Origin of the sequence: Streptomyces lincolnensis, assembly GCF_001685355.1 — a bacterium.
GTDB classification, from domain to species: domain Bacteria; phylum Actinomycetota; class Actinomycetes; order Streptomycetales; family Streptomycetaceae; genus Streptomyces; species Streptomyces lincolnensis.
Genome location: NZ_CP016438.1, coordinates 8,773,325 through 8,797,468, shown reverse-complemented (window position 1 = coordinate 8,797,468; position 24,144 = coordinate 8,773,325). Strand labels below are relative to the sequence as shown.

The following is a 24,144-nucleotide window of genomic DNA, read 5'->3' as shown; positions in this document are numbered from 1 at the left end:
GCTCTCTGGACTCCTCCCCCGCGTACCCGGCACCCGCGCCGGCAGTCACCCGTCGGGACCAAACACGGAGCGCGCCCGCATGGGCCGGGCGGCCACGCGCGTGTCCGCTGTTCAGAACCGTTCGGGGTGCTCCCTCAGCCACTGCTTGGCCGCGTCCAGCAGCTCGGCCCCGGCGGCCGGAGCCTCGTCGGGATGGCGTTCGGCCCACTTGACGACGTACGGGCAGAGAGGGGCGACGGCCACGCCCTCGCGCGCGGCGATGGCGTACAGCTCGCGGGCCAGAGAGCCGGCGATGCCGTGTCCCTCGTGGGCGGGTTCGACGATCGTGTGGACGGGGACGAGCGCGGTGGCGGGGGCGTCGAGGACGAAGTACTCGATGCGGCCGACGACTTCGCCGCCGCCGACCGCCTCCAGGCGGCCCGCCGCCCGGTCGTCGCGGATATCGATGTCGCTCATGGGCACGCTCCTGGTCCGGCGGCCGTCGACGGCCGTCGAGGGTCGATGGGTCAGGCCGGGACGGCCTGCGGGCTGCGCTCCTGGTCCGAGCCCGGCACCGGCTCGGACGGGTCGGCGCCCAGGGCCACGATGCGGTTGTCGCGGTCCACGTGCACGACCCGGGGCTCGAACTCCCGCGCCTCGGCGTCGGTCATCTGAGCGTAACTGATGATGATCACCAGGTCGCCGGGGTGGACGAGGTGCGCCGCCGCTCCGTTGATGCCGATGACGCCCGAGCCGCGTGCGCCCTCGATGACGTACGTCTCCAGGCGGGCGCCGTTGGTGATGTCGACGATGTGGACGAGCTCGCCGGGCAGCAGGTCGGCGGCGTCGAGGAGGTCCGCGTCGATGGTCACCGATCCCACGTAGTGCAGGTCGGCCTGGGTGACGGTGGCGCGGTGGATCTTGGACTTGAACATGGTGCGCAGCATGGATGCACTCCCGGATTCTCGGCTCCCTGCCCGCTCGCGCGGGTCAAGGGCTGTGGTGTCGACCAGCGTAGGGACCGGCGGCCCGAAGCCGCATCGAGATCCCGGTCACGTCATTACGGACGACGGACGCCCGTCGACTCATGTACGAAACGGTTTCGTTTTCGTAGTTTTCGGAGTATGGTCGGGGGCGTATGGACCGTCCGTACGAAACCGTTTCGTTCACGCGGGAGGTGAGTGGGGATGACGGAGGTCGCAGCGCCCCGTCGCGGCCGGATCACGCCGGAGCGCGAGGCCGAGCTGTACGGGGCCGTGCTCGACCTGCTCCGAGAGGTCGGCTACGACTCGCTGACCATGGACACCGTGGCCGCGCGCACCCGGTCCAGCAAGGCGACGCTGTACCGGCAGTGGGGCGGCAAGGCCGAGCTGGTCGCCCGCGCGATGCGCCACCACAAGCCCGGCAGCATCGCCGACGTCGACACCGGATCGCTGCGGGGCGACTTCGACGCCCTGCTGTCCCAGGAGAACGACGCCGCCCTGGAGGAGATGTCCGCGTTGATGCGCGCGCTGGCCATGGCCATGCACCACAACCCGGACCTCAGACGTGCCTTCCGCGAACTGCTCATAGAACCGGAGCTGGACGAGTTCAACCGGGTGCTCCGGCGCGCCGTCGACCGCGGCGAAGTCCGAGCGGACAACTCCGCGTTGGACTACGTGCCCCACATGATGCTCGGCGCCATGATCACCTGCGCCGTGATCGAGGACCGGCCGCCGACGCAGGCGTTCTTCCGGACCTACCTCGACGCCGTGGTCCTCCCCGCCCTCGGCGTGTGACCCCCTCGGTCCCCGGCAACACCCCCATTCCAGCCGTACCTGACACGACACCGCTCACGTCGTCGGGCCGGTCACCCCGCCCCGCACACCCCCACGACTGACCGGGAGTACGTCCCGTGGCCACCTTCCTGTACGAACTCGGCCGATTCGCCTTCCGGCGACGCCACTTCATCGCCCTGTTCCGGGCGGCGCTGCCGGCCGTCGCGGGCGTCGCGGCGTTCAACGCCCCCTCCGCGGGCGCCTCGTCCTTCTCCATCCCCGGCACCGAGGCCCAGAAAGCCTGCGACCTGCTGGACCAGCGCTCCCCCGCGACCGCGCGGGTCGTCAAGACGGTCGTCGAGCAGAGCCGCAGGCGGCCACCGTGGTGGTGGGCGAGGAACCGGTGACGTACGACGTACGGTTCTCCGGCACCAGCGGGCTGGCCGGCACCGTGCGGGACGGGGACGGCGGCTGGCCGGTCGAGGGCGCGCTGATCGTCGTCACCGATGTGCGCGGCGAGGTGCCGGCGACGGTCAAGTCCGACCACGAGGGCGCCTTCTCCGTCCCCGAACTGCCCGCCGGTGATCTCACGGTCGCCGTCGACGCGAGCGGCCGCAGGCCCACCGCGCTGCCCGTCCAGATCTCCGGCCCCGGGGTGACCCGGGTCGAGGTCCGGCTGCTGTCCGGTGCCCAGGTGCAGGGCGTGGCCCACCGAACTGCGGCGCGAGGACTTCGCGATGAACTACAACCAGGTCGTCCAGGCCGGCATCGCGGCCATCGGCGCCACCCTGCGCGTGGAGCTCGACATCCAGGCCGTCCAGGGCGACCAACTGCCGCCCGTCGCCTGACGGTTCGGTAGAGCGTCTCGTGGGTGCTCCCGCGCTGGCGAGCACCAGCGCGGTGAGGTCCGAGGTCTGCTCGATCTCGTGGACGAGCGTGCCCGGGCCGAAGCTGTGCAGGGTGCCCGCGGGGACGTACAGCGTCTGCCCCGCCCGGACGAGCAGTCGGCGCTTCTCACGTGGTGCTCCCTTCGCTGTCGGCAGGGGCCGGCGATCGGGGCCGGGGGCGTGTAGCCCGTAGGGCACGCCGCGCACGTATCGCCCCGGTGGAGCCTGCGTGCGGGGGCCGGGGGCGGGTACCCGGCCCGCGAGCGGAAGGGAGGGTGACATCGTGGCGGACTGTGCCGCAGCGTCGCTGATACGGCTGATGCAGGCCAGCCACACGGTCACCCTCGAGCAGCTTCCGGACCTCATCGCCCGGCACGCCGCCGCGGCCGGTATGCACGACACGGTCGTGCTGGTGGTGGACATCCGGGAGACGGTGCTGCGGCAGCTGACCGGCGCGGGGCCCAACGCCGGGGGTGGCGGGCAGGAGTTCACCGTGCAGGGCAGCCTGCCCGGCCAGGCCTACCAGCGGGTGGACCTGATCACCGAACAGGAGCGGACAGGCGGCCCCCGGGGCCGTCGACGCTGGTGGGTGGCCATCAACGACGGCGTGGAGCGGCTGGGCGTGCTGCGCGCGGACACCGACGGTGACGACGAACCCACGCGTCGGGCCCTGCGCGAACTGGCTTCGATGACAGCCCTGTTGCTGCTGAGCAAGCGGTCCTTCAGTGACTCCTTCGCCCGTCTGGTGCGCACCGAGCCGATGAACGTGGCCGCGGAGATGCAGTGGAACCTCACTCCGCCGAACGCCTTCGCCGGGCGCGAGGCCACCGTGGGGGCCGTGATGGAGCCCGCCTATCAGTTCGGCGGCGACGCCTTCGACTACGCCGTGGCCGACCGCACCCTCCACCTCGCGGTCTTCGACGCCATGGGGCACGACACCACGGCCGGGATCACCGCCAACGTCGCCGTGGCCGCCTGCCGCAACGCCCGCCGCCAAGGGGCCTCGCTCGTCGGCACCGGCCGGCAGGTGGAGGAGACCCTGGTCGAGCAGTTCGGCACGAGCCGCTACGTCACGGGCATCCTGGCCGATCTGGATCTCGCGACCGGCCGGCTGACCTGGACCAACCGCGGACATCCCCTGCCGATCCTGCTGCGCGACAACCGGTGGACCAGCGAACTGGCCTGTCCCCCGGCCGGCCCGATGGGAGCGGGTCTGGGACTCCCCGTACAGCAGCGCACGGAGCAACTCCAGCCCGGTGACCGCCTGTTGCTGTACACCGACGGCGTCGTCGAGGCCCGCGACGCCCGCGGCGGGCGGTTCGGCCGGGACCGTTTCATCGACTTCGTCCGCCGCCACCACTCCGGCCGGCACACCCTGCACGAGACCCTGCGCCGCCTCATGGCGGCCGTACTGGAGCACCACGACGGAACTCTGGAGGACGACGCCACCGTCCTGCTCACCGAGTGGCGCGGCGGCCACCCGGAAAACCTCGTCCCCTGAAACGGGGCGGGCCGTACAGCCACAGCACGAGGTACACCGCGCCGCCGGCCGGCAGGAACGCCCGGGCGCCGGAGGCGGTGCGGGCCATGGCCAGGCCCGCGATCCCGAACAGCAGGTGGACGAGGTTGTGCAGCCCATGCCATGCCCTACGCCGGACGGTAGCCGTCCGGCGCCGGGCAGTGATGCCCTCTCGGGCCCCTCATAGTCCCCCGTAGTCCCTATGTGGGGATGGTGACCCGGTGCTTCCCGTTCGTCGCCGCGGCCGTGTCCGCTGCCTCCGGGGTCCGGCCGAACTGGGTGCGGTGGAGCTCGGCGTAGCGGCCGCCGGCCGCGAGGAGTTCCTCGTGGGTGCCGCGTTCCACGATGTGGCCGGCCTCCACGACCAGGATCAGGTCGGCGCCGCGGATCGTGGAGAGGCGGTGGGCGATGACGACGGCCGTCCTGCCCTGGAGTGCCTCCGCGAGGGCTTCCTGGACGGCGGCCTCCGAGGTGTTGTCGAGGTGGGCGGTGGCCTCGTCGAGGATGACGACGCGCTGGCGGGCCAGGAGGAGGCGGGCGATGGTCATGCGCTGGCGTTCGCCGCCGGAGAGCCGGTAGCCGCGTTCCCCGACGACGGTGTCGAGGCCGTCGGGCAGGGAGCGGACGAGGCCGTCGAGGCGGGAGCGGCGCAGGGCGTCCCACACCTCCTCCTCCGTGGCGGCGGGCCGGGCGAGGAGGAGGTTGGCGCGGACGGTGTCGTGGAAGAGGTGGCCGTCCTGGGTGACCATGCCGAGGGTGCCGCGCAGTGAGCCGGCGCTCAGGTCACGGACGTCGACGCCGCCGACGCGTACGGCGCCCTCGTCGACGTCGTACAGGCGGGGCAGCAGCTGGGCCACCGTCGACTTGCCGGCGCCGGAGGAGCCGACGAGGGCGACGGTCTGGCCGGGTTCGGCGCGGAAGGAGATGCCGTGCAGGACCTCGGTGCCGCCGCGGGTGTCGAGGGCGGCGACCTCCTCCAGGGAGGCGAGGGAGACCTTGTCGGCGGACGGGTAGCCGAAGCGGACGGTGTCGAACTCGACGGAGACCGGGCCGTCGGGGACCTCGCGGGCGTCCGGCTTGTCCTCGATCAACGGCTTGAGATCGAGCACCTCGAACACACGCTCGAAGCTGACGAGGGCGCTCATCACCTCGACGCGGGCGCCGGCGAGTGCGGTGAGCGGGGCGTACAGGCGGGTCAGCAGCAGGGCGAGGGCCACGACGGCGCCCGGGTCGAGAGTGCCGCGCAGGGCGAAGAAGCCGCCGAGGCCGTAGACCAGCGCCAGGGCCAGGGCGGAGACCAGGGTGAGGGCGGTGATGAACACGGACTGGGCCATGGCGGTCTTCACACCGATGTCCCGGACGCGGCCGGCGCGGGCCGCGAACTCCTCGGACTCCTCCTCGGGGCGGCCGAAGAGCTTGACCAGGGTGGCACCCGGGGCGGAGAAGCGCTCGGTCATCCGGGTGCCCATGGCCGCGTTCAGCGCCGCCGCCTCCCGCTGCATCGCGGCCATCCGGCGGCCCATGCGCCGGGCCGGGATCACGAACACCGGCAGCAGCACCAGGGCGAGCAGGGTGATCTGCCAGGACAGGGTGAGCATCACGGCGAGCGTGAGCAGCAGCGTGACCAGGTTGCTGACCACTCCGGACAGGGTGTTGCTGAAGGCGCGCTGGGCGCCGATGACGTCGTTGTTGAGTCGGGAGACCAGCGCTCCCGTACGAGTGCGTGTGAAGAACGCGACCGGCATGCGCTGCACATGATCGAACACAGCCGTCCGCAGATCGAGGATGAGGCCCTCCCCGAGCGTCGCCGACAGGCGGCGGGCGAGGATGCCGAGCGCCGCCTCCGCGACCGCGATCAGGGCGATGAGCAGGGCAAGCCGGACGACCGCGCCCTCGTCACCGCCCGACACGATCGTGTTGACGACGCGTCCGGCGAGGACGGGGGTGGCGACGGCGAGCAGTGCGGTCAGCACCCCGAGCGCCACGAAGCGGGCGATACGGCGGCGGTGCGGGCGGGCGAACGTGCCGATGCGGCGCAGCGTGGCGCGGGCGAGGGGGCGGCGCTCCTGCTGGGCGTTCATGACGGTCTGGAGCTGCGTCCAGGCTGTGGTCTCCATGCTCATGACGGAGACGTTAGAACCTCAAGCATTCTTGAGGTCAAGGAGCGAAGGGTGGCCACTCGCACAGTGACCCCTCACACAGCACCTCCCCCATATACAGCAATTCCCCGCACAATGGCATCCGGCACGTCCGTTCCCCGCATGCCGCCTCCCCGCCCGAAGGACTCGATGACCGCACGTAAGCCTCTGTCTCCAATGACGCAACCCGCAGTTGGCGGGGCATGGGGACCCTCTCCCGATGTGACTGCGGTACAACTCCCCGAAAGCACCCATGTCTCCCCGGGACGACTCCCCCGACGCGTCCCGGCCCGTCGCCTACGGCAGATCCTGTGTCTGCTTCCGCTCCTGCTGGTCTCCGTCGTGGCCGTGCAGCACCGCTCCGTGCTCGCCGAGGGCTTCCGTCATCTGCGTACGGCGGAGTGGCCCTGGCTGCTCGCCGCCGTCGGCGCCACCTGTCTGACCTGGGTGGCCGCCTCCTTCACACGGCAGGGCGCCGTGGTCGAGGCGCTGCCCAAACGCCGTCTGCTGGCCACGCAGTTCGCCGCCGGCGCGGCCAACCACCTGCTGCCGACCGGCCTCGGCGCGGGCGCGGTCAATCTGCGCTTCATGACGGTGTGCGGGCTGCCGCTGGCCCGCTCCTCCGCCGCGCTCGCGCTGTATCTGCTGGCCGAGACGGTGGGCAGGGTGGGTCTGCTGGCCGTGCTGCTCGTCGCCTTCCCGGACGCGCTGCGGCTCTCCGTCCTGCTCCCCGAGCAGGCCGCGGGCCCGCTCCTGCTCGCCATCGGCGCGGCGCTGGCCGTGGCGGCGATCGTGCTGGTGTCGGTGCGGCGGCTACGGACGGGCGCGTGCTCCTTCCTGCGCACCGCGCTCGGCGAGGCGCGCGAGGTGCACACCCGCCCGGCCCGTGCGTTCGCCCTGTGGGGCGGCTCGCTCGCCTTCCCCGCGCTCCAGGCGTCCGTACTGGTCGCCGTGGGGCAGTCGTTGGGCCTGCCGGTGCCGCCGATGCACATGGCGGTCGCGTATCTGGCGGCGACGGTGGCGGTCGCGCTGATCCCCACTCCGGGCGGCATCGGGTCCGTCGAGGCGGCGCTCGTCGTGGCGCTGGTGGCGGCGGGCGGCCCTGCGGCCGTGGCGACGGCCGTGGTGCTGGCCTTCCGGATCATCACCGTCTGGCTGCCGCTGCTGCCGGGGGCGTTGACCCTGGGCGCGCTGGTACGCATGAAAGTGATCTGAACCCGGTCCCGACCGGCGAGTAACCTGGCTGCCCCGACGCGCCGAAAGGGGCTCCGCCATGCCGGTCCGCACCGAACGCGAGGGGCACGTCACCACGGTCGTCCTCTCCCGCCCCGCCGTCCGCAACGCGGTGGACGGCCCGACCGCCGCCGAACTCACCGCCGCCTTCCGCCGGTTCGAGGCCGACGAGGAGGCCCGGGTGGCGGTGCTGTGGGGCGAGGGCGGCACGTTCTGCGCGGGCGCGGACCTCAAGGCACTCGGCACCGAGCGCGGCAACCGGGTCGCGGAGGACGGCGACGGTCCGATGGGGCCGACCCGGCTGCGGCTGTCCAAGCCGGTGATCGCCGCGGTCGCGGGCCACGCCGTGGCCGGCGGCCTGGAGCTGGCGCTCTGGTGCGATCTGCGGGTCGCCGAGGAGGACGCGGTCTTCGGGGTGTTCTGCCGCCGCTGGGGCGTCCCCCTGATCGACGGCGGTACGGTACGACTGCCCCGGCTGATCGGTACGAGCCGCGCGCTGGACATGATCCTCACGGGACGGCCGGTACCGGCCCCGGAGGCCTACGGGATGGGCCTCGCCAACCGGGTCGTGGCCCCCGGTACCGCCCGCGCCGAGGCGGAGCGGCTCGCCGCGGAGATCGCCCGCTTCCCGCAGTCCTGTCTGCGCGGCGACCGGGCCTCCGTACTGGACCAGGAGGGCCTGGAGGAGACACCCGCGATGCGGAGCGAACTCCGGCACGGCATGGACGTGTTGACGGAGAGTCTGGAGGGCGCCGCGCGGTTCGCCTCGGGCGCGGGACGGCACGGGTCCTTCACCGACCTGTGAGCCCCACCCGCACCGGCCCGCCCCCGGGGTCGACGCGGGAGGTCCAGCGTGCCGTCAGCCCGAGTGTGCGGTTGGGGACCGCCGCCCCGAGCCGTTCGCGGTGCAGGGGCCGGCCGTCCTGGGTGACCTCCGCGACGGCACGGGACAGGAAGGCCGTGGTGCGCAGGACGTACGGCAGGCCGTCGGCCGGGGTGACACGGTTCGGGGCGATCCAGCGCAGGGGCGGGTCGACGACCAGGGGCACGCCGGCGGGCCGCTCGGCTCCGGCGAGCGTGTCCAGGACGGTACGCGCCACGTGGGCGCCCTCCCGGGCCGCCGTGGCCGCACTCTCCACGGCGTGCAGGACACTGCCGACGGCGTACACGCCCGGCCGCGAGGTGTGCAGCGAGCCGTCGACGGCCGGACCACGGGTTCCGGCGTCGAGGGTCAGCCCACCGCGCCGGGCCAGTTCGTGGTCGGGCACGAAGTCGCCGGTGAACACGACGGTGTCGCACGGCAGTACGGCCGTCCTGCCGTCGCGGTGCCGCACGCGCACACCGGACAGCCGCCCGTGGCCCAGGAGGTCGGCCACGGTGGTGCCGGTCAGCAGCACAGCGCCGTGTCGCAGGCGGGAGTCGAGGGCGCGGGCGGGTGCGGTCTGGGCCCGGGGCAGGTCCGTGACCATCGCGACGACCCTGGCCCCGGCGGCCCGTACGGTGTCGGCGGCGGCATAGGAGACGTCCTCCGCGCCGACGACCACCGCCCGCGCGCCGACGCGCTGTCCGTACAGGTGCACCGCCTGCTGGAGTTCCCCCGTGGTGTACACCCCGGCGGGCCGGGTGCCGGGCACCAGCCGTGCGGTGCGTGGCCGTTCGCGGGCGCCGGTGGCCAGGACGACGGCCCGGGCGGCGATCGTTTCGGGACCGTGCGGGCCGACGGTGTGCAGGGCCAGGGGTCCCGCCCAGTCGAGGGCGGTCACGCCCGTGCGGACGACGGCCCCGGCTCGTTCGGCGGCGGCGACGAGGCGGCGGGCGTACGCGGGACCGGTCAGCGGGCGCGACCAGGTGCCGAAGCCGCCGTGCGCGCAGTGCCGTGGCACTCCCCCGGCCTGCCTCTCCCGGTCCAGCACCTCGACGCGGCCCACGCCCGCGGCGGCGAGACGGGCGGCGGCCGCGAGCCCGGCGGGCCCGGCGCCGACGACGAGGACATCGACCTCGCGTACGTCCGTCATGGCCGGGCCTCCTCGAACGGCTCCCCCACCGCGCTCGCCCGGCGGGTCTCCTCGAACAGCGCCCGCACCGCCGCCCCGCAGTAGAACCCCTGGCAGCGGCCCGCCCGGGCCCGGGTGCGGCGGCGCAGGCCGTCGAGGCCGGCCGGGGGGATCGTGGCGGCGAGGGCGTCGCGGATCTCGCCGCGGGAGACGCGCTCGCAGTGGCAGACGAGGGTGCCGTACTCCGGGTCGGCGGCGATGAGTTCGGGCCGTTGGTAGGGGCGGGGAAAGGCCTCGCCGAGATTGGGCATGCGGACCGGTTCCAGTTCCCGGGTGGGTCCGAGACCGGGGAGCAGGTCGGTGACGTACGAGGCGATGGCGAGTGAGGCCGTCAGTCCGGTGGAGCGGATGCCGCCCACCGTGACGTACCCCTCCTCGGGGTGGGCGGTGATGCGGTAGTCGTCCTGCTCGGTGGCGGCGCGCAGGCCCGCGTAGACGGCGGTGACCTCCTCGTCGAGCAGGGCGGGCAGGACACGGCCGCCCTTCTCCCGCAGCAGGGCGAGCCCTTCGGCGGTGGAACCGGTGTCCCGCTTGTCGTCCAGGTCCTCGGCGGTGGGGCCGAGCAGGACGGTGCCGTACACGGTCGGGGCGACCAGGACGCCCTTGCCGAGGGCCGTGGGGACGGGGAGCAGGATGTGGCGGACCAGGGAGCGGGCGAGCTTGTCGAAGACGAGGAGCTGTCCTCGGCGGGGGGTGACGGTGAAGTCGTCGTGGCCGAGGGCGCGGTCGAGGGTGTCGGCGTGCAGTCCGGCCGCGTTGACCAGCAGGCGGGTACGCAGGGTGCCCCGGGTGGTGCGCAGCACATGGGCCCCGTCCTGCCGACTCGCCCGCTCTACCCGGCAGTTGAGGTGCAGGTCGGCGCCGGCCCGCACCGCCTGGGTGGCGTACGCCAGGGTCGTCGTCCAGGGGCAGATGATGCTCTCGCCGGGCACGTGCAGGGCTCCGAGAGCGCCAGGACCGAGGTCCGGTTCGCGCGCGTACAGCTCGGCGGGGCCCACCAGCCGGGCGTCCCGGTAGTGGTTGCGCTCGGCCTTCTCCAACAGGCCGGGGAGGGCTGCGTGTTGCTCCTCGTCCCAGGCCACGAGCAGGGCGCCGACGGGCTCGACGGGGATGCCGGACTCGGCGGCGTACGCGGCCAGCAGCCGGGCGCCCTCGCGGACCAGCCGCGCCTCCAGGGAGCCGGGGACCGCGTCGAAACCGGTGTGCAGGATCGCGGTGTTGGCCTTCGAGGTGCCCTGTCCGACGTCGTCCTGCGCCTCCACGAGGGCCACGCGGAGTTCGGGGTGGCGGGCGAGTTCGCGGGCGACGGCCGAGCCGACGACTCCGGCGCCGACGACCGTCACGTCGTACGGCGTGGCGGGCAGGGGGCCGTGCGCGGTGACCGTCATCCGGGCGGCCCGTCGAGCAGGGCCGTCACGGCGGCGCGGAAGCGGGCCAGGCGCGCGGCGGCCGCGTCGGCCGAAACGCGCGGCTCGTACACGGCGGCGGGCTTCCAGTCCGGCAGCGCCTCGGCCACCTCCAGGCCGGGTTCGGCGCCGAGGCGGGCCAGGGCGCCCACGCCGAGGGCGGTGGCGTCGGGCAGGGCGGACACCTCGACGGGGCGTTGCAGCAGGTCGGCCTGGGTCTGCATGAGCAGCGCCGAGCGGGTCAGGCCGCCGTCGACGCGCAGCACCTCCAGGGGTGCGCCGAGGTCGGTCGCGGCGGCCTCGGTGAGCTCCACGACCTGGGCCGCGAGTCCTTCGCACAGGGCGCGCACCACATGGCCGGGACCCGTGTCGAGGCCGAGCCCGGTGAGCGAGCCGCGCAGGTCGCCGCGCCACCAGGGGGCGGCGAGCCCGGCGAGGGCCGGCACGAACACGACCCCGCCGCTGTCCGGTACGGCGCCGCCCACCGTGTCGAGGTCCGCGGCGCCCCGGATGACGCCGAGGTCGGTGAGCCAGCGGACGGCGGAGGCGGCCGTGTAGACCTGGCCGTCGAGGCAGTAGGCGGTGCGGCCGGCGAGCCGCCAGGCGACACAGCTGACCAGCCCGGAGGTGCCGCGACGGGGTGTGCCGCCGGTGTGGGCGAGGAGGAACGCCCCTGTTCCGTAGGTGCACTTGGCGCCGCCGGGCGTGGTGATCCGCTGGGCGAGCAGGGCGGCCTGCTGGTCGACGGCGAGCCCGGTGAGCGGGATCTCGGGTCCGAAGGCGGTGGTCGTCCCGACGAACCCGGCGTTGTCTACGACCTCCGGCAGGCGCTCGGCGGACAGCCCGTACAGCTCCCGTGCGCGGGGCGACCAGGCCGCCTCGTCCAGGTCGAGGAGCTGGGTGCGGCCGGCGGTCGCCACGTCCGTGACGTAGGCGCCGGTGAGGCGGTGGACCAGCCAGGAATCACTGGTGGTGACCACGCCCTCGCCGGTCAGGTGACGTCGTATCCAGGCCATTTTGGGCGCGGCGAAGTACGGGTCGAGCGGCAGGCCGGTGAGGTGGCGCAACTCGTCGGCGTGGTCGGCGAGTTCGGCGCACACGGTCTCGGCGCGGCGGTCCTGCCAGACGAGGGCGTCGGTGAGCGGGCGGCCGGAGGCGGGATCCCAGGCCAGTACGGTCTCGCCCTGGTTGGCGAGGCCCAGCGCGACGACGGGTTCCCCCGCCTCGGCAAGCGCCCGGCTCCCGGCGTCGCCCACCGAGTCGTACAGCTCGCGGGGGTCGGCCTCCACCAGGCCGCCGGGCAGATGGCGGGGCCGTACGGCGGCGAACCCGCTGCCGATGACGCCGCGTTCGGGACAGATCACCAGGGCCTTGGTGCCGGACGTGCCCTGGTCGACGGCGAGCACCGGACCCGTCATCACGCCCTCCCTGAGTGATCGCCGGTCCGACAGCCTGCCGTCGTCGCTCGCGTCGCGTCAAGGGCCCCTCACCTGCGACGACCTGGCCCCGTTCACTGGTTGGTGGCCAGTCAACTGGACGTGGGTGCAAAAGAGTTCGCAAGGATGGGGGAACGGTGGGTGCCACACATGGCGCACCCCTATAGTGACCGCCGTCCACGTGATCTCCTCAACTCCCACCCAAAGGAGGGGTGTTGTTACTCCATCCCGCTGTCCTGCCCGACCCTGAGTCCGGGGCGGGCGGCTGATGGCCAGAGACGGAGCACGACCCGCCTACGACCCCGCGGGTCCCGACACCGAATTGCGCGCCGCGCTCCAGGAGGTGCGCACCGGGCGCTGGATGTCGATGCGCACCCTGCTGGAGGACACCGCGACCTGGTGGCAGTGGACGCAGCGCACCCAGGTCCTGGCCGCGGCGGCGGCGGGCACCGACGTGGTGCGGGCCTGGCTCGCCGAGGATCCGCACAGCGTCCCGGCCGCGGTGATGCAGGCCCGGGTGGCCGTGGAGCGGGCACTGCGGGCACGGCGCGAGGAACACCGCCGTACGCATGAACTGTGGATCGAGGCCTGGGACGTCAGTGACGCCGCCACCCGGGCCGCACCCCACGACCCGGTGCCCTGGGTGTGTCTGCTTGCGCTCGCCCAGCTGGACCGCAGACAGCTGTGGGAGGAGCACCGGGTCCCGCCGCCCGAGCCGATGCTGCCGGCCGGCCCGTGGGGTCTGCTCGCCGAGGCCGACAAGCGCGATCCGCACAACCGCGAGGCCCACCACCGGGTGCTCCAGTTCCTGTACGCGCAGGCGGGCAGCGAGCGGCTCGCCGAGGCGTCCGGCTTCGCGCACTGGGTCGCCGACACCGCCCCGCCGGGCTCCGCGCTGCACGTCCTGCCGCTCTACGTCCGGGTCGAGCGCTACCGGCGCGGCGGCGGGCAGCTGGCCGCCCTCGATCTGCACTGGGTCGCCGAGGACGCCGTCCGCGAGGCCGAGCAGGCGTGTGTGAACTGGTTCGAGCGTTCCACGCCCGTCGAACGCACCCCGCTCGACCTCAACCACCTGGCCCACGCCCTGTGGGGAGCGCTCCGGTTCGAGGACGCGGCCCGGGTGTTCGACGCGCTCGGCCCCTACTACACGCCCCTGCCCTGGGCCCACCGCACCGCGGACCCGGGCGACCGGTCCCAGGCCGTGGAGGTCTTCCTCCAGGCCCGTGCGCGCAGCCGGTCGGCGGCCCACGACCCGGACTCCTGACACCCACCCCCGTACTCCCCCCGTTGGAGGTCGCCGCATGTCACCCACCCCCGACTCGTCGAAAACACCGATACCACCGACAACTCCGGGAGCACCGCACCACGACGAGGAACGACGCCTGCGCGAACTCGGCTACCGGCCGGTGCTGGCCCGCCGCATGGGCGGGTTCGGGAACTTCGCGATCAGCTTCTCGGTGATCTCCATCCTGTCCGGCTGCATGACCCTGTACGGCTTCGGCATGGGCGCCGGCGGACCCGCCGTGATGCTGTGGGGCTGGGCGGGCGTCGGTCTGTTCGTGCTGTGCGTGGGACTCGCGCTGGCGGAGGTCACCAGCGCGTATCCGACGTCCGGCGCCCTGTACTACATGGCCGACCGGCTCGGCGGCCGCCGCTGGGGCTGGTACACGGGCTGGCTGAACCTGCTCGGTCTGCTCGGCGCGATCGCCGGTATCGACTACGGCGCCGCCCTGTTCACCGGCGCCTTCCTGAACCTCCAGTGGGGCTTCGAGCCGACGCCGGAGAAGACGATGCTGATCTTCATGGTGATCCTGCTGCTGCACGCCGTACTGAACCTGTTCGGTGTGCGGCTGGTCTCCGTGCTCAACTCGATCTCCGTGTGGTGGCACCTGGCGGGCGTCGCCCTCATCGTGGGCACGCTGGCGATCGTCCCCGACCACCACCAGTCCCCGTCCTTCGTGTTCACCGAGTTCGTCAACGACACCGGCTGGTCGAATCCCATCTACGTCGCCGCGATCGGCCTGCTGCTCGCGCAGTACACGTTCTCCGGCTACGACGCCTCGGCCCATCTGTCCGAGGAGACCTCCAACGCCTCGGTGGCGGCCGCGCAGGGCATCGTGCGCTCCATCTGGGTGTCGTGGATCGCCGGCTTCGTGCTGCTGGCCGGACTCACCTTCGCCATCCAGGACTACGACGCCACGCGGGCCAGCGAGACCGGGGTGCCGCCCGCGCAGATCCTGCTCGACGGGCTGGGCACGGACGGTGCGAGCGCGCTGCTGCTCGTCGTGATCGTGGCCCAGCTGTTCTGCGGCAACGCCGAGGTCGCGGCGGCCAGCCGGATGGTGTTCGCGTTCAGCCGGGACAAGGCCCTGCCGGGCTCCGCGCTGTGGCGCAAGGTCAGCGACCGGACCCGGACCCCGGTGCCCGCCGTCTGGCTGTCGGTCGCGGTGGCCTGCCTCCTCGCGGTGCCCTCGCTGTACTCGCCCACGGCGTACGGCGCGGTGACGGCCATCAATGTCATCGGCATCACACCGGCGTACGCCATTCCCATCCTGCTGCGGCTGCGCGCGGGCGACCGTTTCCAGCCAGGTCCCTGGAGCCTGGGGCGGTGGAGCAAGCCGATCGGATGGACGGCTGTGACGTGGGTGGCCTGTGTGACGGTTCTGTTCTGTCTGCCGCAGTCCTCGCCGGTGACCGTGGACACCATGAACTACGCGTCCGTCGCCCTCGCCGTCGTGCTGGTCCTGGCGACCGTGTGGTGGTTCGTCGCCCGCCGTTCGTACGGGACGCCCACCGCGGCCGCCTACTCCGACCGGGAACAGGCCGAACTGGCCGAGGGCATCGTCTGAAACCCGGCGATCCGGCGCCGGGCGCGGTACGAACTCCTGTACCGGATACGGCAGGATGAGCGCTCGCGCGGCCACGAAACCTTCACGGCTCGCGCGATCGCACATCCAGCAATTCGAACAGGTGGCAACGTGGCGGCAATTGAACGGGATCTCACCATGGACGACCTGGTCGTCGGCGGAATCGCGGTGGTCGCGGGGCTGGTGGCGGCGTTCCTGCTGCGCATGCTCCTCAAGTGGCTGGGCAAGCACGCCGGCCGCACCTCGTGGAACGGCGACGACGTCATCGTGGCCGCGCTCAGAACCGTGGTGCCCTCGGCGGCGATCGCGGGCGGTGTGGCCGTGGCGGCCGCGGCGCTGCCGCTGACCTCGGCGGTCCAGCGCACCGTCAACCAGGTCCTGACCGTGCTGCTGATCTTCGTCGTCACGGTGGCGGCGGCCCGGCTGGTGGCCGGACTGGTGCGGACGGTCACCGCGTCCCGCTCGGGTGTCGCCGGATCGGCCACGATCTTCGTCAACATCACCCGGGTGCTGGTCCTGGCCATCGGCTTCCTGGTGGTGCTCCAGACCCTGGGCATCTCCATAGCGCCGATGCTCACCGCCCTCGGTGTCGGCGGCCTCGCGGTCGCGCTGGCCCTCCAGGACACCCTGGCCAACCTCTTCGCGGGCATCCACATCCTCGCTTCCAAGACCGTCCAGCCGGGCGACTACATCCAGCTGAGCAGCGGTGAGGAGGGCTATGTCGAGGACATCAACTGGCGCCAGACGACGGTCCGCAACCTGTCCAACAACCTGGTCGTGATCCCCAACGGGGAGCTCGCCAGGACGAACATGACCAACTTCATGCGTCCCGAGCAGGAGCTGACGATCCTGCTCCAGGCCGGAGTGGCCTACGACAGCGACCTGGACCACGTCGAGCGGGTGACGAACGAGATCATCGGCGAGGTGATGACCGAGGTCGAGGGCGCCCTGCCGAACCACGAGCCGATCATCCGCTTCCACACCTTCGGCGACTCGCGCATCGGCTTCACGGTGATCCTGGGCGTCGGCGAGTTCAGCGACCAGTACCGGATCAAGCACGAGTTCATCAAGCGCCTGCACAAGCGCTACCGCGCCGAGGGCATCCGGATCCCGGCCCCCGCCCGCACGGTGGCCCTCCAGCAGGGCTCGGTGTCGATCCCGCAGCAGCGCGGCGCGGAGCCCCTGATCGAGCCGGGCGAGGTGCCCGCCGCCCGGATCGACTGATCCCGGGGGTCCCCGACCCGTCCCGAATCGGGTCCGGCGTGCTCTGCACCGGGCCCGACAGGTCCCGAACCGGACACGGTGTGTCCTGAACCGGACGCGGACCCCTGTCGAGCCCGGGACGGTCACGAGATATCTTGATGTCGAGCAATGTTGCAGACGTGGAGCGGAGCACCCGGTGACTGACTCGACCATCATCTATACGCACACTGACGAGGCCCCGGCCCTGGCGACGTATTCCTTCCTGCCGGTGGTCCAGGCGTACGCCTCGCAGGCGGGTGTCGCCGTGCAGACGCGGGACATCTCGCTGGCCGGGCGCATCATCGCCGTGTTCCCGGAGTACCTCACCGAGGACCAGCGGATCCCGGACGCGCTGGCGGAGCTGGGCGAGCTGGCCAAGACGCCCGAGGCCAACATCATCAAGCTGCCGAACATCTCGGCGTCCATCCCGCAGCTCAAGGCCGCCGTCGCCGAGCTTCAGGCGCAGGGCTACGCGCTGCCCGACTACCCGGACGACCCGAAGACCGACGAGGAGCGGGAGATCCAGTCCCGCTACGACAAGATCAAGGGCTCCGCGGTCAACCCGGTCCTGCGTGAGGGCAACTCCGACCGGCGCGCCCCCGCCTCGGTCAAGAACTACGCCAAGAACCACCCGCACCGCATGGGCGCCTGGACCTCCGAGTCCAAGACCAACGTGGCGACCATGGGCGTGGACGACTTCCGCTCCACCGAGAAGTCCGTCGTGATCTCCGAGGCGGGCTCGCTGAGGATCGAGCTGGTCGGCGACGACGGCTCCACCACCGTCCTGCGCGAGTCGGTACCGGTCCGCGCGGGCGAGGTCGTCGACGCCTCCGTCATGCACGTCGCGCCGCTGCGCGAGTTCCTGACCGCGCAGATCGCCCGGGCCAAGGCCGAGGGTGTGCTGTTCTCCGTGCACCTCAAGGCCACGATGATGAAGGTCTCCGACCCGATCGTCTTCGGTCACGTGGTGCGCGCCTTCTTCCCGAAGACCTTCGCGAAGTACGGCGAGGCGCTGGCCGCGGCCGGCCTGTCCCCGAACGACGGCCTGGGCGGGATCTACAAGGGCCTTGAGGGCCTGCCGGAGGGTGCCGAGATCAAGGCGTCCTTCGACGCCGAGCTCGCCGAGGGCCCGGAGCTGGCCATGGTCGACTCCGACAAGGGCATCACCAACCTGCACGTGCCGTCCGACGTGATCGTCGACGCCTCGATGCCGGCCATGATCCGCACCTCCGGCCACATGTGGGGCCCGGACGGCCAGGAGGCCGACACCCTCGCGGTGCTGCCGGACTCCTCCTACGCCGGTGTCTACCAGGCCGTGATCGACGACTGCCGTGCCAACGGCGCCTACGACCCGTCGACCATGGGTTCCGTCCCGAACGTCGGCCTCATGGCGCAGAAGGCCGAGGAGTACGGCAGCCACGACAAGACCTTCGAGGTCCCGGTCACGGGCACGGTCCGCCTGGTCGACCAGAACGGCGACGCCGTCATCGAGCAGCCGGTCTCCGCCGGTGACATCTTCCGCGCCTGCCAGACCAAGGACGCCCCGATCCGGGACTGGGTGAAGCTGGCCGTCACCCGCGCCCGCGCCACCGGCGACCCGGCGGTGTTCTGGCTGGACGAGACCCGCGCGCACGACGCCAACCTGATCGCCAAGGTCGACGAGTACCTGGCGGAGCACGACACCGAGGGCCTGGACATCCGTGTCCTCGCCCCCGTCGAGGCCACCAAGCTGTCGGTGGAGCGCATCCGCCGCGGCGAGAACACCATCTCGGTGACCGGCAACGTCCTGCGTGACTACCTGACCGACCTGTTCCCGATCCTGGAGCTGGGCACCAGCGCCAAGATGCTGTCGGTCGTCCCGCTGATGGCGGGCGGCGGCCTGTTCGAGACGGGCGCCGGCGGTTCCGCGCCCAAGCACGTCCAGCAGCTGGTCAAGGAGAACTACCTGCGCTGGGACTCCCTCGGTGAGTTCTTCGCGCTGGTCCCGTCCCTGGAGCAGTTCGCCACGGCCACCGGCAACACCCGGGCCAAGGTCCTCGCCGACACCCTCGACCGCGCCACGGCGACCTTCCTCAACGAGGACAAGTCCCCGACCCGTCGCGTCGGCGGCATCGACAACCGCGGCAGCCACTTCTACCTCTCCTTCTACTGGGCGCAGGAGCTGGCCCAGCAGACCGAGGACGCCGACCTGGCCAAGGCCTTCGCCCCGCTCGCCGAGACGCTCGCCACCAACGAGCAGAAGATCGTCGACGAGCTGAACGCCGTCCAGGGCAGCCACGCCGAGATCGGCGGCTACTACCAGCCCGACCCGGCCAAGGCCGCCGCGATCATGCGCCCGTCGACGACGTGGAACGAGGCCCTCGCCTCCCTCTGACCCGACCCACGGGCCCCTGAGGCACCGCACCATCCCTGACTCCGCCCCGGCCGGCGACCAACCGACCGGGGCGGAGCCGTGCGCGGCGCCTCACCAGTCCCGCGTGGCTATCAGCTCCTCGTGGTCGACGTCCGCGAAGCCGTAGGCCCGTGCCACGAACCAGAAGTCCTCGGCGATCGCCTCACGCGCCACGGTCTCGATCTCGCTGTCGGCCTCCTCGAAGGCGGTCTGGAGATCGTTGAACTCCTCGGTGGCCGTGTGGGTCAGCGCGTACAGCGCCGCCAGGTCGGCGGGCCGGTCGGTCTCGATGCGCGCGCACAGCCGCAGCAGGACGTCCCTGCCCCGGTCCACCACATGGTCGGGGTAGTAGGCGTCCCGGTAGAGCGCCTTGAGGAAGGGATACGCGGACACCTGCTGGTTGCTGAGAGACATGCTGCGATCATGCATGACGCCACTGACAACGCCCCGGGAGCAGCCGCGCATGACCTCCGCCGCACCGTCCTTCGACCTCCTGCCCGGCGCCGACGACTCCCCCGTGATCCTGCATGTGCCGCACTCCTCGCGGGAGGTGCCGCCCGAGGTGCGGGCGGGGATCGTGCTGGACGACGGGGCGCTGGAGTGGGAGCTCGATCACATCGTGGACGCGCACACCGCGGAGATCGCCGGGGGCGCGGCCACGTCGGCCGGGACGGCACCCTGGCGGTTCGTGAACCGGCTGTCGCGGCTGGTCGTGGATCCGGAGCGGTTTCCGGACGAGCGGGAGGAGATGCTCGCCGTCGGGATGGGGGCCGTGTACACGCGGACCACGCACCGGGAGGCGCTGCGGCCGGCCGGCTTCGAGGCGGGGCCGCTGATCGAGCGGTACTTCCGGCCGTACGCACAGGCCATGACGGAGGCCGTGGCGGAGCGGCTGGCGGCCACGGGGCGTGCCGTGATCATCGACGTGCACTCGTATCCGACCCGGGCGCTGCCGTACGAACTGCACGGTGACGGGCCCCGGCCCCCGGTCTGCCTCGGCACCGACGCGTTCCACACCCCGCCCCGGCTGCTCGCCGCGGCCCGGGAGGCGTTCGGGGAGGCCGGTGTCGACAGCCCGTTCAGCGGGACGTACGTACCCCTGGAGTTCTACGGCCGTGATCCCCGGGTGAGCGCGCTGATGGTGGAGATCCGCCGGGACACCTACATGGCGGAGCCGGGCGGGCCGGCCGGGCCGGGGCTCGGCCGGCTCGCGCGGGCGCTGGCCGCGCTCGTGGACGCGGTGGGCTGACCTCCGGCTGGAGCACTTCCGCGCGACAGGCGTCCGGGCCGCGGTGAGGGTGGGGGCATGACCGAGGAGACCACCACGCTGACCCCGCAGGCGCCGCCGCCCGTGCGGCACTGGCCCGCGCTCGATCTGAAGGGGACGGAGTTCGACCCCCTGCTCGCCGAGTTCATGCGGGAGGGGCCGCTGACCCGCATCCAGCTGCCGCACGGCGAGGGCTGGGCGTGGCTGGCCACCCGCTACGACGACGTGAAGACGATCACCAACGATCCGCGGTTCAGCCGGGCGGAGGTCACCGGCCGCCAGGTCACCCGGCTGGCCCCGCACTTCAAGCCGAGGCCCGGTTCGCTCGCGTTCGCCGACCAGCCGGACCACAACCGGCTGCGCAGGGCGGTCGCGGGAGCGTTCACCGTGGGGGCGGCGAAGCGGCTGCGGCCCCGGGCGCAGGAGATGCTCGACGGGCTGGTCGACGGGATGGTGCGGGCCGGGCCCCCGGCCGATCTCGTGGAGCGGGTCCTCGAACCCTTTCCCGTCGCGCTCGTCAGCGAGGTCATGGGGGTACCCGCCGCCGACCGGGAGCGGGTGCACGCCTGGACGCGGACGATCATCTCCACGTCCGGCGGCGCCGAGGCGGCCGAGCGGGCGAAGTGCGGTCTGTACGGGTGGATCACTGACACCGTCCGGGCCCGCGCGCACAGCACCGGCGACGACGTGTACTCCCTGCTCGGCGCGGCCGTGGCCCGCGGTGACATCGGTGCGGACGAGGCGGTCGGTCTCGCCGGTCCGCTCCAGATCGGCGGTGAGGCCGTCACCCACAACTGCGGCCAGCTGCTGTACCTGGTGCTGACCCGCCCCGAGCTGATGGCCCGGATGCGGGAGGAGCCCGGGGCGCGGGCCGCCGCCGTCGACGAGCTCCTGCGCCACATCCCGCACCGCACCTCGGTGGGTCTCGCCCGGATCGCTCTGGAGGACGTCGAACTGCACGGGCACCGGATCGCCGCGGGGGACGCGGTGTACGTCTCCTACCTGGCCGCCAACCGGGACCCGGCGGTGTTCCCGGACCCGGAACGCATCGACGTGGACCGCGATCCCAACCCGCACCTGGCGTTCGGCAACGGCCCGCACCACTGCACCGGTGCCGTCCTCGCCCGGATGCAGACCGAACTGCTCGTCGGCACCCTGCTGGACCGGTTGCCGGGGCTGCGGCTCGCGGTCCCCGCCGACCAGGTGCTCTGGCGCCGGAAGACGATGATCCGCGGGCCGCAGACCCTGCCCGTCACCTGGTGAGGGCCGGCCGCCCCGAGGTCAGGCGCGCAGCCACTCGGTGACCACCACCTCCTGGCCGGTCCGCAGCCGCAGCGCGAAGGGGCCGGCGGGTGTCACGTCGGAGGTGAAACGCCCCATGGCGTCGGTCACCAGCGTCGTGCCCGGCTGCGGTCCGCCGAGCATCTCGATGCCCGCCGGCTGCGGGGGCAGCACCTGCCCGATCAGCCCCTGCGACGTCACCTCCACGTCGACCGTGACGTCCCCGGTGTGGAAGGTCAGCATGCGGGAGACGTCCGTCGCTCCCCGCACCGGGATCGCGTCGACCAGCGAGTCGAAGGTCAGCTCGGCGAGCCGGGCGTCGAGGTCGTGCAACGTGTAGGCCTCCACGGCGAGTTGCCGCAGCGCCGGCGGGACCGGGTCCAGGATGCCCGCGGCCCGGCGCAGTTCCTCCTCCAGCAGGTCGGCCGCGAACTCGTCGTCCGTGCCGTTCATACCATTGGTGCCGTTCGTGCCGTTCGTGCCGTCCATGTCGTTCATGTCGCTCACAACGCTCCCCGTGCGTCGAGTCGGGCCCGCAGGCGGCGCAGACAGCGCTGGCGCAGCGGCCCGATGCTGCCCACCGCGATACCGAGCGCGGCGGACACCTCCTGATAGCTGGGCGGCGGCGACGCCATCAGCACCCGGAGCAGCTGCCGGCAGCGATCGCCGAGTTCCTCGAACTCCTGCCACACGCGCCGGATCCGCTCCGACTCCGCGGCGGCCTCCTCGGAGTCGAGGAACGACTGCTCGGGCGTACGGTCGTCACTGATCCGGTCAAGGACCTTCGGATCGTCCGTGGGCGTCAGTCGCCTCAAGCTCTTGAGCACCTTCAGGCACTCGTGACGTGCGGTGCTCGCCAGCCAGGAGCCCGCCTTCTGCGGTTCGCGGATCCGGCCCAGATGCTGGGCGAAGCGGAACCACACCGTCTGGTACACCTCGTGTGCGTCGGCGTCGGAGAGCCGGTGCGCGCGCACGACGGACCACACCAGAGGACTCAGTCCTTCCACGAGCGCCTTCCAGGCCGCCGCGTCACCGTCGACGGCGGACTGGACGAGCCCGCCGACATCTGCTCGGTCCACGTCCCCACCCCTCGTGTACGGCAAGTCATCGTACGCCGTGGAAGGGGCGGTTCCGGACCTCATGCGCGGGCCGAGCGCTGCACGACCGGTACCGCGCGCTGGACGACCGGGACCGGACGCCAGGTGGCCGGGCGCAGCGCCGGCACATGGGTCCCGCGCACCTCCGCGAACTCGCTGTTCGCTTCGAGCAGTTGCTTGCGGGCGGCACGCGGGTCGGTCTCCTTGTGCGCGGTCATGTGCGCGGCGACCATGCCGGCGACGACCGGGGTGGCGAAGGAGGTGCCGCTCCAGTGCGCGAACCCCTCGAACATCACCTGGTCGGGCTTGGCGCTCGTGCCGTTCTCGCTCAACACGCCGGTGTGGCGGGGCGCCTGGCAGGTGCAGACGTAGGAGAAGCCGTAGCGGCAGGCGTCGTACGTGGAGTGCTGGTACTCGTACGGGACGGGTGCGTCGAAGCCGGTGAGGGCGCTGGTGAGGCGCTCGCCGGGGGCGTAGGCGTTCACCCAGGGGCCGTGGTTGCTGAAGCAGGCGCCGAACTCGCCGTCGCCGCGCAGCGCTCCGACCGACAGCACGACGTCCTGGTACTCGGGCAGCGACGCATAGGCGGCGGGCCAGAAGGGGGTGGCGCTGGCGTTGTTGCCGGCCGCGGCGACCAGCAGGGTGCGCTGCTGGCGGAGTTCCTCCATAAAGGCGGCGACGCCGAGGAGGCCGTCGGTGCGGCCGTTGGAGGTGCCGGCGGAGAGGCTGATGACGTCGGGCCAGCCGTCCCGGTCGACGGCGTCGAAGAGCCGCTCGCCGAACTCGGACTCCAGGATGGCGCCGGCGTCGTTGAGGGTGCTGCGGACGGTGACGTCCGTGTTGGGTGCGACGGCGGCGACCAGTCCCGCGATGAACGTGCCGTGGCCGATGTACTGGAGGAGGTTGCCCCGGCCGTCGGTCTCGGTTTCGTGCACGTCGCCGCGGACGTGGGCGAGCAGGGGGACGGCCGCGTGGTCGTGCGTGAGGCCGTTGTCGATGACGAGGACGCCAACGGCGCTGTCCGCGGTGTGGCCGCCCTCGGCGGGTGCCGGGTTGGTGCCCTGGGTGAGCGGGGCGGGCACGGGCTCGTCGCCGGGACAGGAGTTCACCGCGATCGACACCACGTGGTTGCGGCTGATCATCCGGTGTCCGGCGCGTCCCTCGGGTTCACGCAGGGCGCGCAGGGCGTGCGCGACAGCCCGGTCGGCGTTCATGTCGCCGTGGGAGGGGTCGCCCACCTGGATGCGGGTGATGCCGGAGCGGTTGGTCTCCGGACCGGCCCGCCGTATCTGGTCGGCGCTCAGACCGGTGGCCGCCGTGAAGTGCGTGCGCACGTTGTCCTCGACGAGCCCGGCGTCCTCGTCCCGGGCGAGGACGACACCCTTCTCGTAGATGAACTCCGCGGCGTCGTCGGGGCCGAGGGCCAGGGGGACGTCGGGCATGGATCGCTGGATCTGATCGAACTGCTCATGGAATCGCTGAGGTGCCATGGCGTGTCCCTCCCACTGAGGCGGTGGTCGTCAGTCAGAGCGGCGGAGCCGTCGATTGATACAGCCGATGCGGCGCAAGCCTGTGTCGGGTGTGTCCGC

Annotated in this window: 20 protein-coding genes and 4 pseudogenes; 13 read left to right on the top strand and 11 right to left on the bottom strand. The window is 72.4% G+C overall.

Going from position 1 to position 24,144, the window contains the following annotated elements; genetic code table 11:
• Window positions 1-111: 111 nt before the first annotated feature.
• Window positions 112-456, bottom strand: a complete 345-nt coding sequence (locus SLINC_RS38810; RefSeq protein WP_067443109.1) for a GNAT family N-acetyltransferase — start codon at window positions 454-456, stop codon at window positions 112-114.
• Window positions 457-506: 50 nt separating this feature from the next.
• Window positions 507-926 carry an aspartate 1-decarboxylase gene (gene panD, locus SLINC_RS38805; RefSeq protein ID WP_067443108.1) on the bottom strand — a complete coding sequence of 140 codons (420 nt, stop codon included), beginning with the start codon at window positions 924-926 and terminating at the stop codon, window positions 507-509.
• 240 nt (window positions 927-1,166) lie between these two features.
• On the opposite strand from panD, the gene SLINC_RS38800 reads away from it, so the two are divergent.
• The 5 genes and pseudogenes from SLINC_RS38800 to SLINC_RS38790 all read left to right on the top strand — a co-directional run bounded on the left by SLINC_RS38800 (window position 1,167) and on the right by SLINC_RS38790 (window position 4,124).
• Window positions 1,167-1,757 (top strand): TetR/AcrR family transcriptional regulator, encoded by a 591-nt coding sequence (locus SLINC_RS38800; protein ID WP_067443107.1) that lies wholly within the window; start codon window positions 1,167-1,169, stop codon window positions 1,755-1,757.
• A 116-nt stretch (window positions 1,758-1,873) separates the two neighbouring features.
• Window positions 1,874-2,083 (top strand): annotated as a pseudogene (locus tag SLINC_RS38795) (hypothetical protein); the annotation flags it as partial.
• Between the two features lie 35 nt (window positions 2,084-2,118).
• Window positions 2,119-2,403: pseudogene (locus SLINC_RS46635) on the top strand (carboxypeptidase-like regulatory domain-containing protein); the annotation flags it as partial.
• Between the two features lie 43 nt (window positions 2,404-2,446).
• Window positions 2,447-2,584: pseudogene (locus SLINC_RS48210) on the top strand (YceI family protein); the annotation flags it as partial.
• A gap of 358 nt (window positions 2,585-2,942) precedes the next feature.
• Window positions 2,943-4,124 (top strand): PP2C family protein-serine/threonine phosphatase, encoded by a 1,182-nt coding sequence (locus SLINC_RS38790; protein WP_375141536.1) that lies wholly within the window; start codon window positions 2,943-2,945, stop codon window positions 4,122-4,124.
• 10 nt (window positions 4,125-4,134) lie between these two features.
• Here SLINC_RS38790 and SLINC_RS46630 read toward each other — a convergent pair.
• Window positions 4,135-4,257 (bottom strand): annotated as a pseudogene (locus tag SLINC_RS46630) (DUF4383 domain-containing protein); the annotation flags it as partial.
• Window positions 4,258-4,342: 85 nt separating this feature from the next.
• Window positions 4,343-6,259 (bottom strand): ABC transporter ATP-binding protein, encoded by a 1,917-nt coding sequence (locus SLINC_RS38785; RefSeq protein WP_107406902.1) that lies wholly within the window; start codon window positions 6,257-6,259, stop codon window positions 4,343-4,345.
• Window positions 6,260-6,502: 243 nt separating this feature from the next.
• Here SLINC_RS38785 and SLINC_RS38780 point away from each other — a divergent pair, with 243 nt between their 5' ends.
• A complete protein-coding gene (locus SLINC_RS38780) occupies window positions 6,503-7,495 on the top strand; it encodes a lysylphosphatidylglycerol synthase transmembrane domain-containing protein (protein ID WP_225988441.1) in 993 nt (330 codons plus the stop codon).
• A gap of 58 nt (window positions 7,496-7,553) precedes the next feature.
• Window positions 7,554-8,318 carry a crotonase/enoyl-CoA hydratase family protein gene (locus SLINC_RS38775; protein ID WP_067443103.1) on the top strand — a complete coding sequence of 255 codons (765 nt, stop codon included), beginning with the start codon at window positions 7,554-7,556 and terminating at the stop codon, window positions 8,316-8,318.
• On the opposite strand, the gene SLINC_RS38770 is transcribed toward SLINC_RS38775, so the two are convergent.
• Genes SLINC_RS38770 through SLINC_RS38760 form a run of 3 tightly spaced genes read right to left on the bottom strand, consistent with a single transcriptional unit; the run spans window position 8,305 to window position 12,391 of the window.
• Window positions 8,305-9,528: an NAD(P)/FAD-dependent oxidoreductase gene (locus SLINC_RS38770; RefSeq protein WP_067443102.1), complete on the bottom strand. Its 1,224-nt coding sequence runs from the start codon at window positions 9,526-9,528 to the stop codon at window positions 8,305-8,307. The two genes, SLINC_RS38775 and SLINC_RS38770, sit on opposite strands and share 14 nt — an antisense overlap.
• Window positions 9,525-10,955, bottom strand: coding sequence for an FAD-dependent oxidoreductase (locus tag SLINC_RS38765; RefSeq protein ID WP_067443101.1), 1,431 nt, complete (start codon window positions 10,953-10,955; stop codon window positions 9,525-9,527). Before SLINC_RS38765 ends, SLINC_RS38770 begins: the two co-directional genes overlap by 4 nt.
• Window positions 10,952-12,391 (bottom strand): FGGY family carbohydrate kinase, encoded by a 1,440-nt coding sequence (locus SLINC_RS38760; RefSeq protein ID WP_067443100.1) that lies wholly within the window; start codon window positions 12,389-12,391, stop codon window positions 10,952-10,954. Before SLINC_RS38760 ends, SLINC_RS38765 begins: the two co-directional genes overlap by 4 nt.
• 286 nt (window positions 12,392-12,677) lie before the next feature.
• Here SLINC_RS38760 and SLINC_RS38755 point away from each other — a divergent pair, with 286 nt between their 5' ends.
• From SLINC_RS38755 to SLINC_RS38740, 4 genes are all read left to right on the top strand, one after another.
• The gene (locus SLINC_RS38755) at window positions 12,678-13,673 is read left to right on the top strand and encodes a hypothetical protein (RefSeq protein WP_067443099.1); all 996 of its coding nucleotides are present in this window, start codon (window positions 12,678-12,680) and stop codon (window positions 13,671-13,673) included.
• A gap of 37 nt (window positions 13,674-13,710) precedes the next feature.
• Window positions 13,711-15,258 carry an amino acid permease gene (locus SLINC_RS38750; protein ID WP_067443098.1) on the top strand — a complete coding sequence of 516 codons (1,548 nt, stop codon included), beginning with the start codon at window positions 13,711-13,713 and terminating at the stop codon, window positions 15,256-15,258.
• A 156-nt stretch (window positions 15,259-15,414) separates the two neighbouring features.
• On the top strand, window positions 15,415-16,500 hold the full coding sequence (locus SLINC_RS38745; protein ID WP_067443097.1) for a mechanosensitive ion channel family protein: 1,086 nt from the start codon (window positions 15,415-15,417) through the stop codon (window positions 16,498-16,500).
• A 175-nt stretch (window positions 16,501-16,675) separates the two neighbouring features.
• Window positions 16,676-18,892: an NADP-dependent isocitrate dehydrogenase gene (locus SLINC_RS38740; protein WP_067443096.1), complete on the top strand. Its 2,217-nt coding sequence runs from the start codon at window positions 16,676-16,678 to the stop codon at window positions 18,890-18,892.
• A gap of 90 nt (window positions 18,893-18,982) precedes the next feature.
• On the opposite strand, the gene SLINC_RS38735 is transcribed toward SLINC_RS38740, so the two are convergent.
• The gene (locus SLINC_RS38735; RefSeq protein WP_067443095.1) at window positions 18,983-19,324 is read right to left on the bottom strand and encodes a DUF5713 family protein; all 342 of its coding nucleotides are present in this window, start codon (window positions 19,322-19,324) and stop codon (window positions 18,983-18,985) included.
• Between the two features lie 49 nt (window positions 19,325-19,373).
• Between SLINC_RS38735 and SLINC_RS38730 the strand changes: the two genes are divergently transcribed.
• Together SLINC_RS38730 and SLINC_RS38725 are read left to right on the top strand one after the other, a co-directional pair.
• Complete coding sequence (locus SLINC_RS38730) at window positions 19,374-20,159, top strand: N-formylglutamate amidohydrolase (protein WP_067443094.1); 786 nt, start codon at window positions 19,374-19,376, stop codon at window positions 20,157-20,159.
• Window positions 20,160-20,216: 57 nt separating this feature from the next.
• Window positions 20,217-21,440, top strand: coding sequence for a cytochrome P450 (locus SLINC_RS38725; RefSeq protein ID WP_067443093.1), 1,224 nt, complete (start codon window positions 20,217-20,219; stop codon window positions 21,438-21,440).
• 18 nt (window positions 21,441-21,458) lie between these two features.
• Here SLINC_RS38725 and SLINC_RS38720 read toward each other — a convergent pair whose 3' ends face one another.
• Genes SLINC_RS38720 through SLINC_RS38710 form a run of 3 tightly spaced genes read right to left on the bottom strand, consistent with a single transcriptional unit; the run spans window position 21,459 to window position 24,045 of the window.
• The gene (locus SLINC_RS38720; RefSeq protein ID WP_067446179.1) at window positions 21,459-21,956 is read right to left on the bottom strand and encodes a hypothetical protein; all 498 of its coding nucleotides are present in this window, start codon (window positions 21,954-21,956) and stop codon (window positions 21,459-21,461) included.
• Window positions 21,957-21,961: 5 nt separating this feature from the next.
• Entirely contained in the window at window positions 21,962-22,537 is a 576-nt protein-coding gene (locus SLINC_RS38715) for an RNA polymerase sigma factor (protein WP_067443092.1), read from the bottom strand.
• Between the two features lie 59 nt (window positions 22,538-22,596).
• Window positions 22,597-24,045: a S8/S53 family peptidase gene (locus SLINC_RS38710; RefSeq protein WP_067443091.1), complete on the bottom strand. Its 1,449-nt coding sequence runs from the start codon at window positions 24,043-24,045 to the stop codon at window positions 22,597-22,599.
• Between the last annotated feature and the right edge of the window lie 99 nt (window positions 24,046-24,144).

What these genes read in the sequence shown, in the direction of transcription:
- SLINC_RS38730 (WP_067443094.1), top strand. Translation starts at nt 19,374, where the DNA reads ATGACCTCCGCCGCACCGTCCTTCGACCTCCTGCCCGGCGCCGACGAC.
- SLINC_RS38710 (WP_067443091.1), bottom strand. Translation starts at nt 24,045, where the DNA reads ATGGCACCTCAGCGATTCCATGAGCAGTTCGATCAGATCCAGCGATCC.
- panD (WP_067443108.1), bottom strand. Translation starts at nt 926, where the DNA reads ATGCTGCGCACCATGTTCAAGTCCAAGATCCACCGCGCCACCGTCACC.
- SLINC_RS38745 (WP_067443097.1), top strand. Translation starts at nt 15,415, where the DNA reads ATGGACGACCTGGTCGTCGGCGGAATCGCGGTGGTCGCGGGGCTGGTG.
- SLINC_RS38770 (WP_067443102.1), bottom strand. Translation starts at nt 9,528, where the DNA reads ATGACGGACGTACGCGAGGTCGATGTCCTCGTCGTCGGCGCCGGGCCC.
- SLINC_RS38755 (WP_067443099.1), top strand. Translation starts at nt 12,678, where the DNA reads ATGGCCAGAGACGGAGCACGACCCGCCTACGACCCCGCGGGTCCCGAC.
- SLINC_RS38790 (WP_375141536.1), top strand. Translation starts at nt 2,943, where the DNA reads ATGCAGGCCAGCCACACGGTCACCCTCGAGCAGCTTCCGGACCTCATC.
- SLINC_RS38800 (WP_067443107.1), top strand. Translation starts at nt 1,167, where the DNA reads ATGACGGAGGTCGCAGCGCCCCGTCGCGGCCGGATCACGCCGGAGCGC.
- SLINC_RS38785 (WP_107406902.1), bottom strand. Translation starts at nt 6,259, where the DNA reads ATGGAGACCACAGCCTGGACGCAGCTCCAGACCGTCATGAACGCCCAG.
- SLINC_RS38765 (WP_067443101.1), bottom strand. Translation starts at nt 10,955, where the DNA reads ATGACGGTCACCGCGCACGGCCCCCTGCCCGCCACGCCGTACGACGTG.
- SLINC_RS38760 (WP_067443100.1), bottom strand. Translation starts at nt 12,391, where the DNA reads ATGACGGGTCCGGTGCTCGCCGTCGACCAGGGCACGTCCGGCACCAAG.
- SLINC_RS38720 (WP_067446179.1), bottom strand. Translation starts at nt 21,956, where the DNA reads ATGAACGACATGGACGGCACGAACGGCACGAACGGCACCAATGGTATG.
- SLINC_RS38750 (WP_067443098.1), top strand. Translation starts at nt 13,711, where the DNA reads ATGTCACCCACCCCCGACTCGTCGAAAACACCGATACCACCGACAACT.
- SLINC_RS38725 (WP_067443093.1), top strand. Translation starts at nt 20,217, where the DNA reads ATGACCGAGGAGACCACCACGCTGACCCCGCAGGCGCCGCCGCCCGTG.
- SLINC_RS38735 (WP_067443095.1), bottom strand. Translation starts at nt 19,324, where the DNA reads ATGTCTCTCAGCAACCAGCAGGTGTCCGCGTATCCCTTCCTCAAGGCG.
- SLINC_RS38775 (WP_067443103.1), top strand. Translation starts at nt 7,554, where the DNA reads ATGCCGGTCCGCACCGAACGCGAGGGGCACGTCACCACGGTCGTCCTC.
- SLINC_RS38810 (WP_067443109.1), bottom strand. Translation starts at nt 456, where the DNA reads ATGAGCGACATCGATATCCGCGACGACCGGGCGGCGGGCCGCCTGGAG.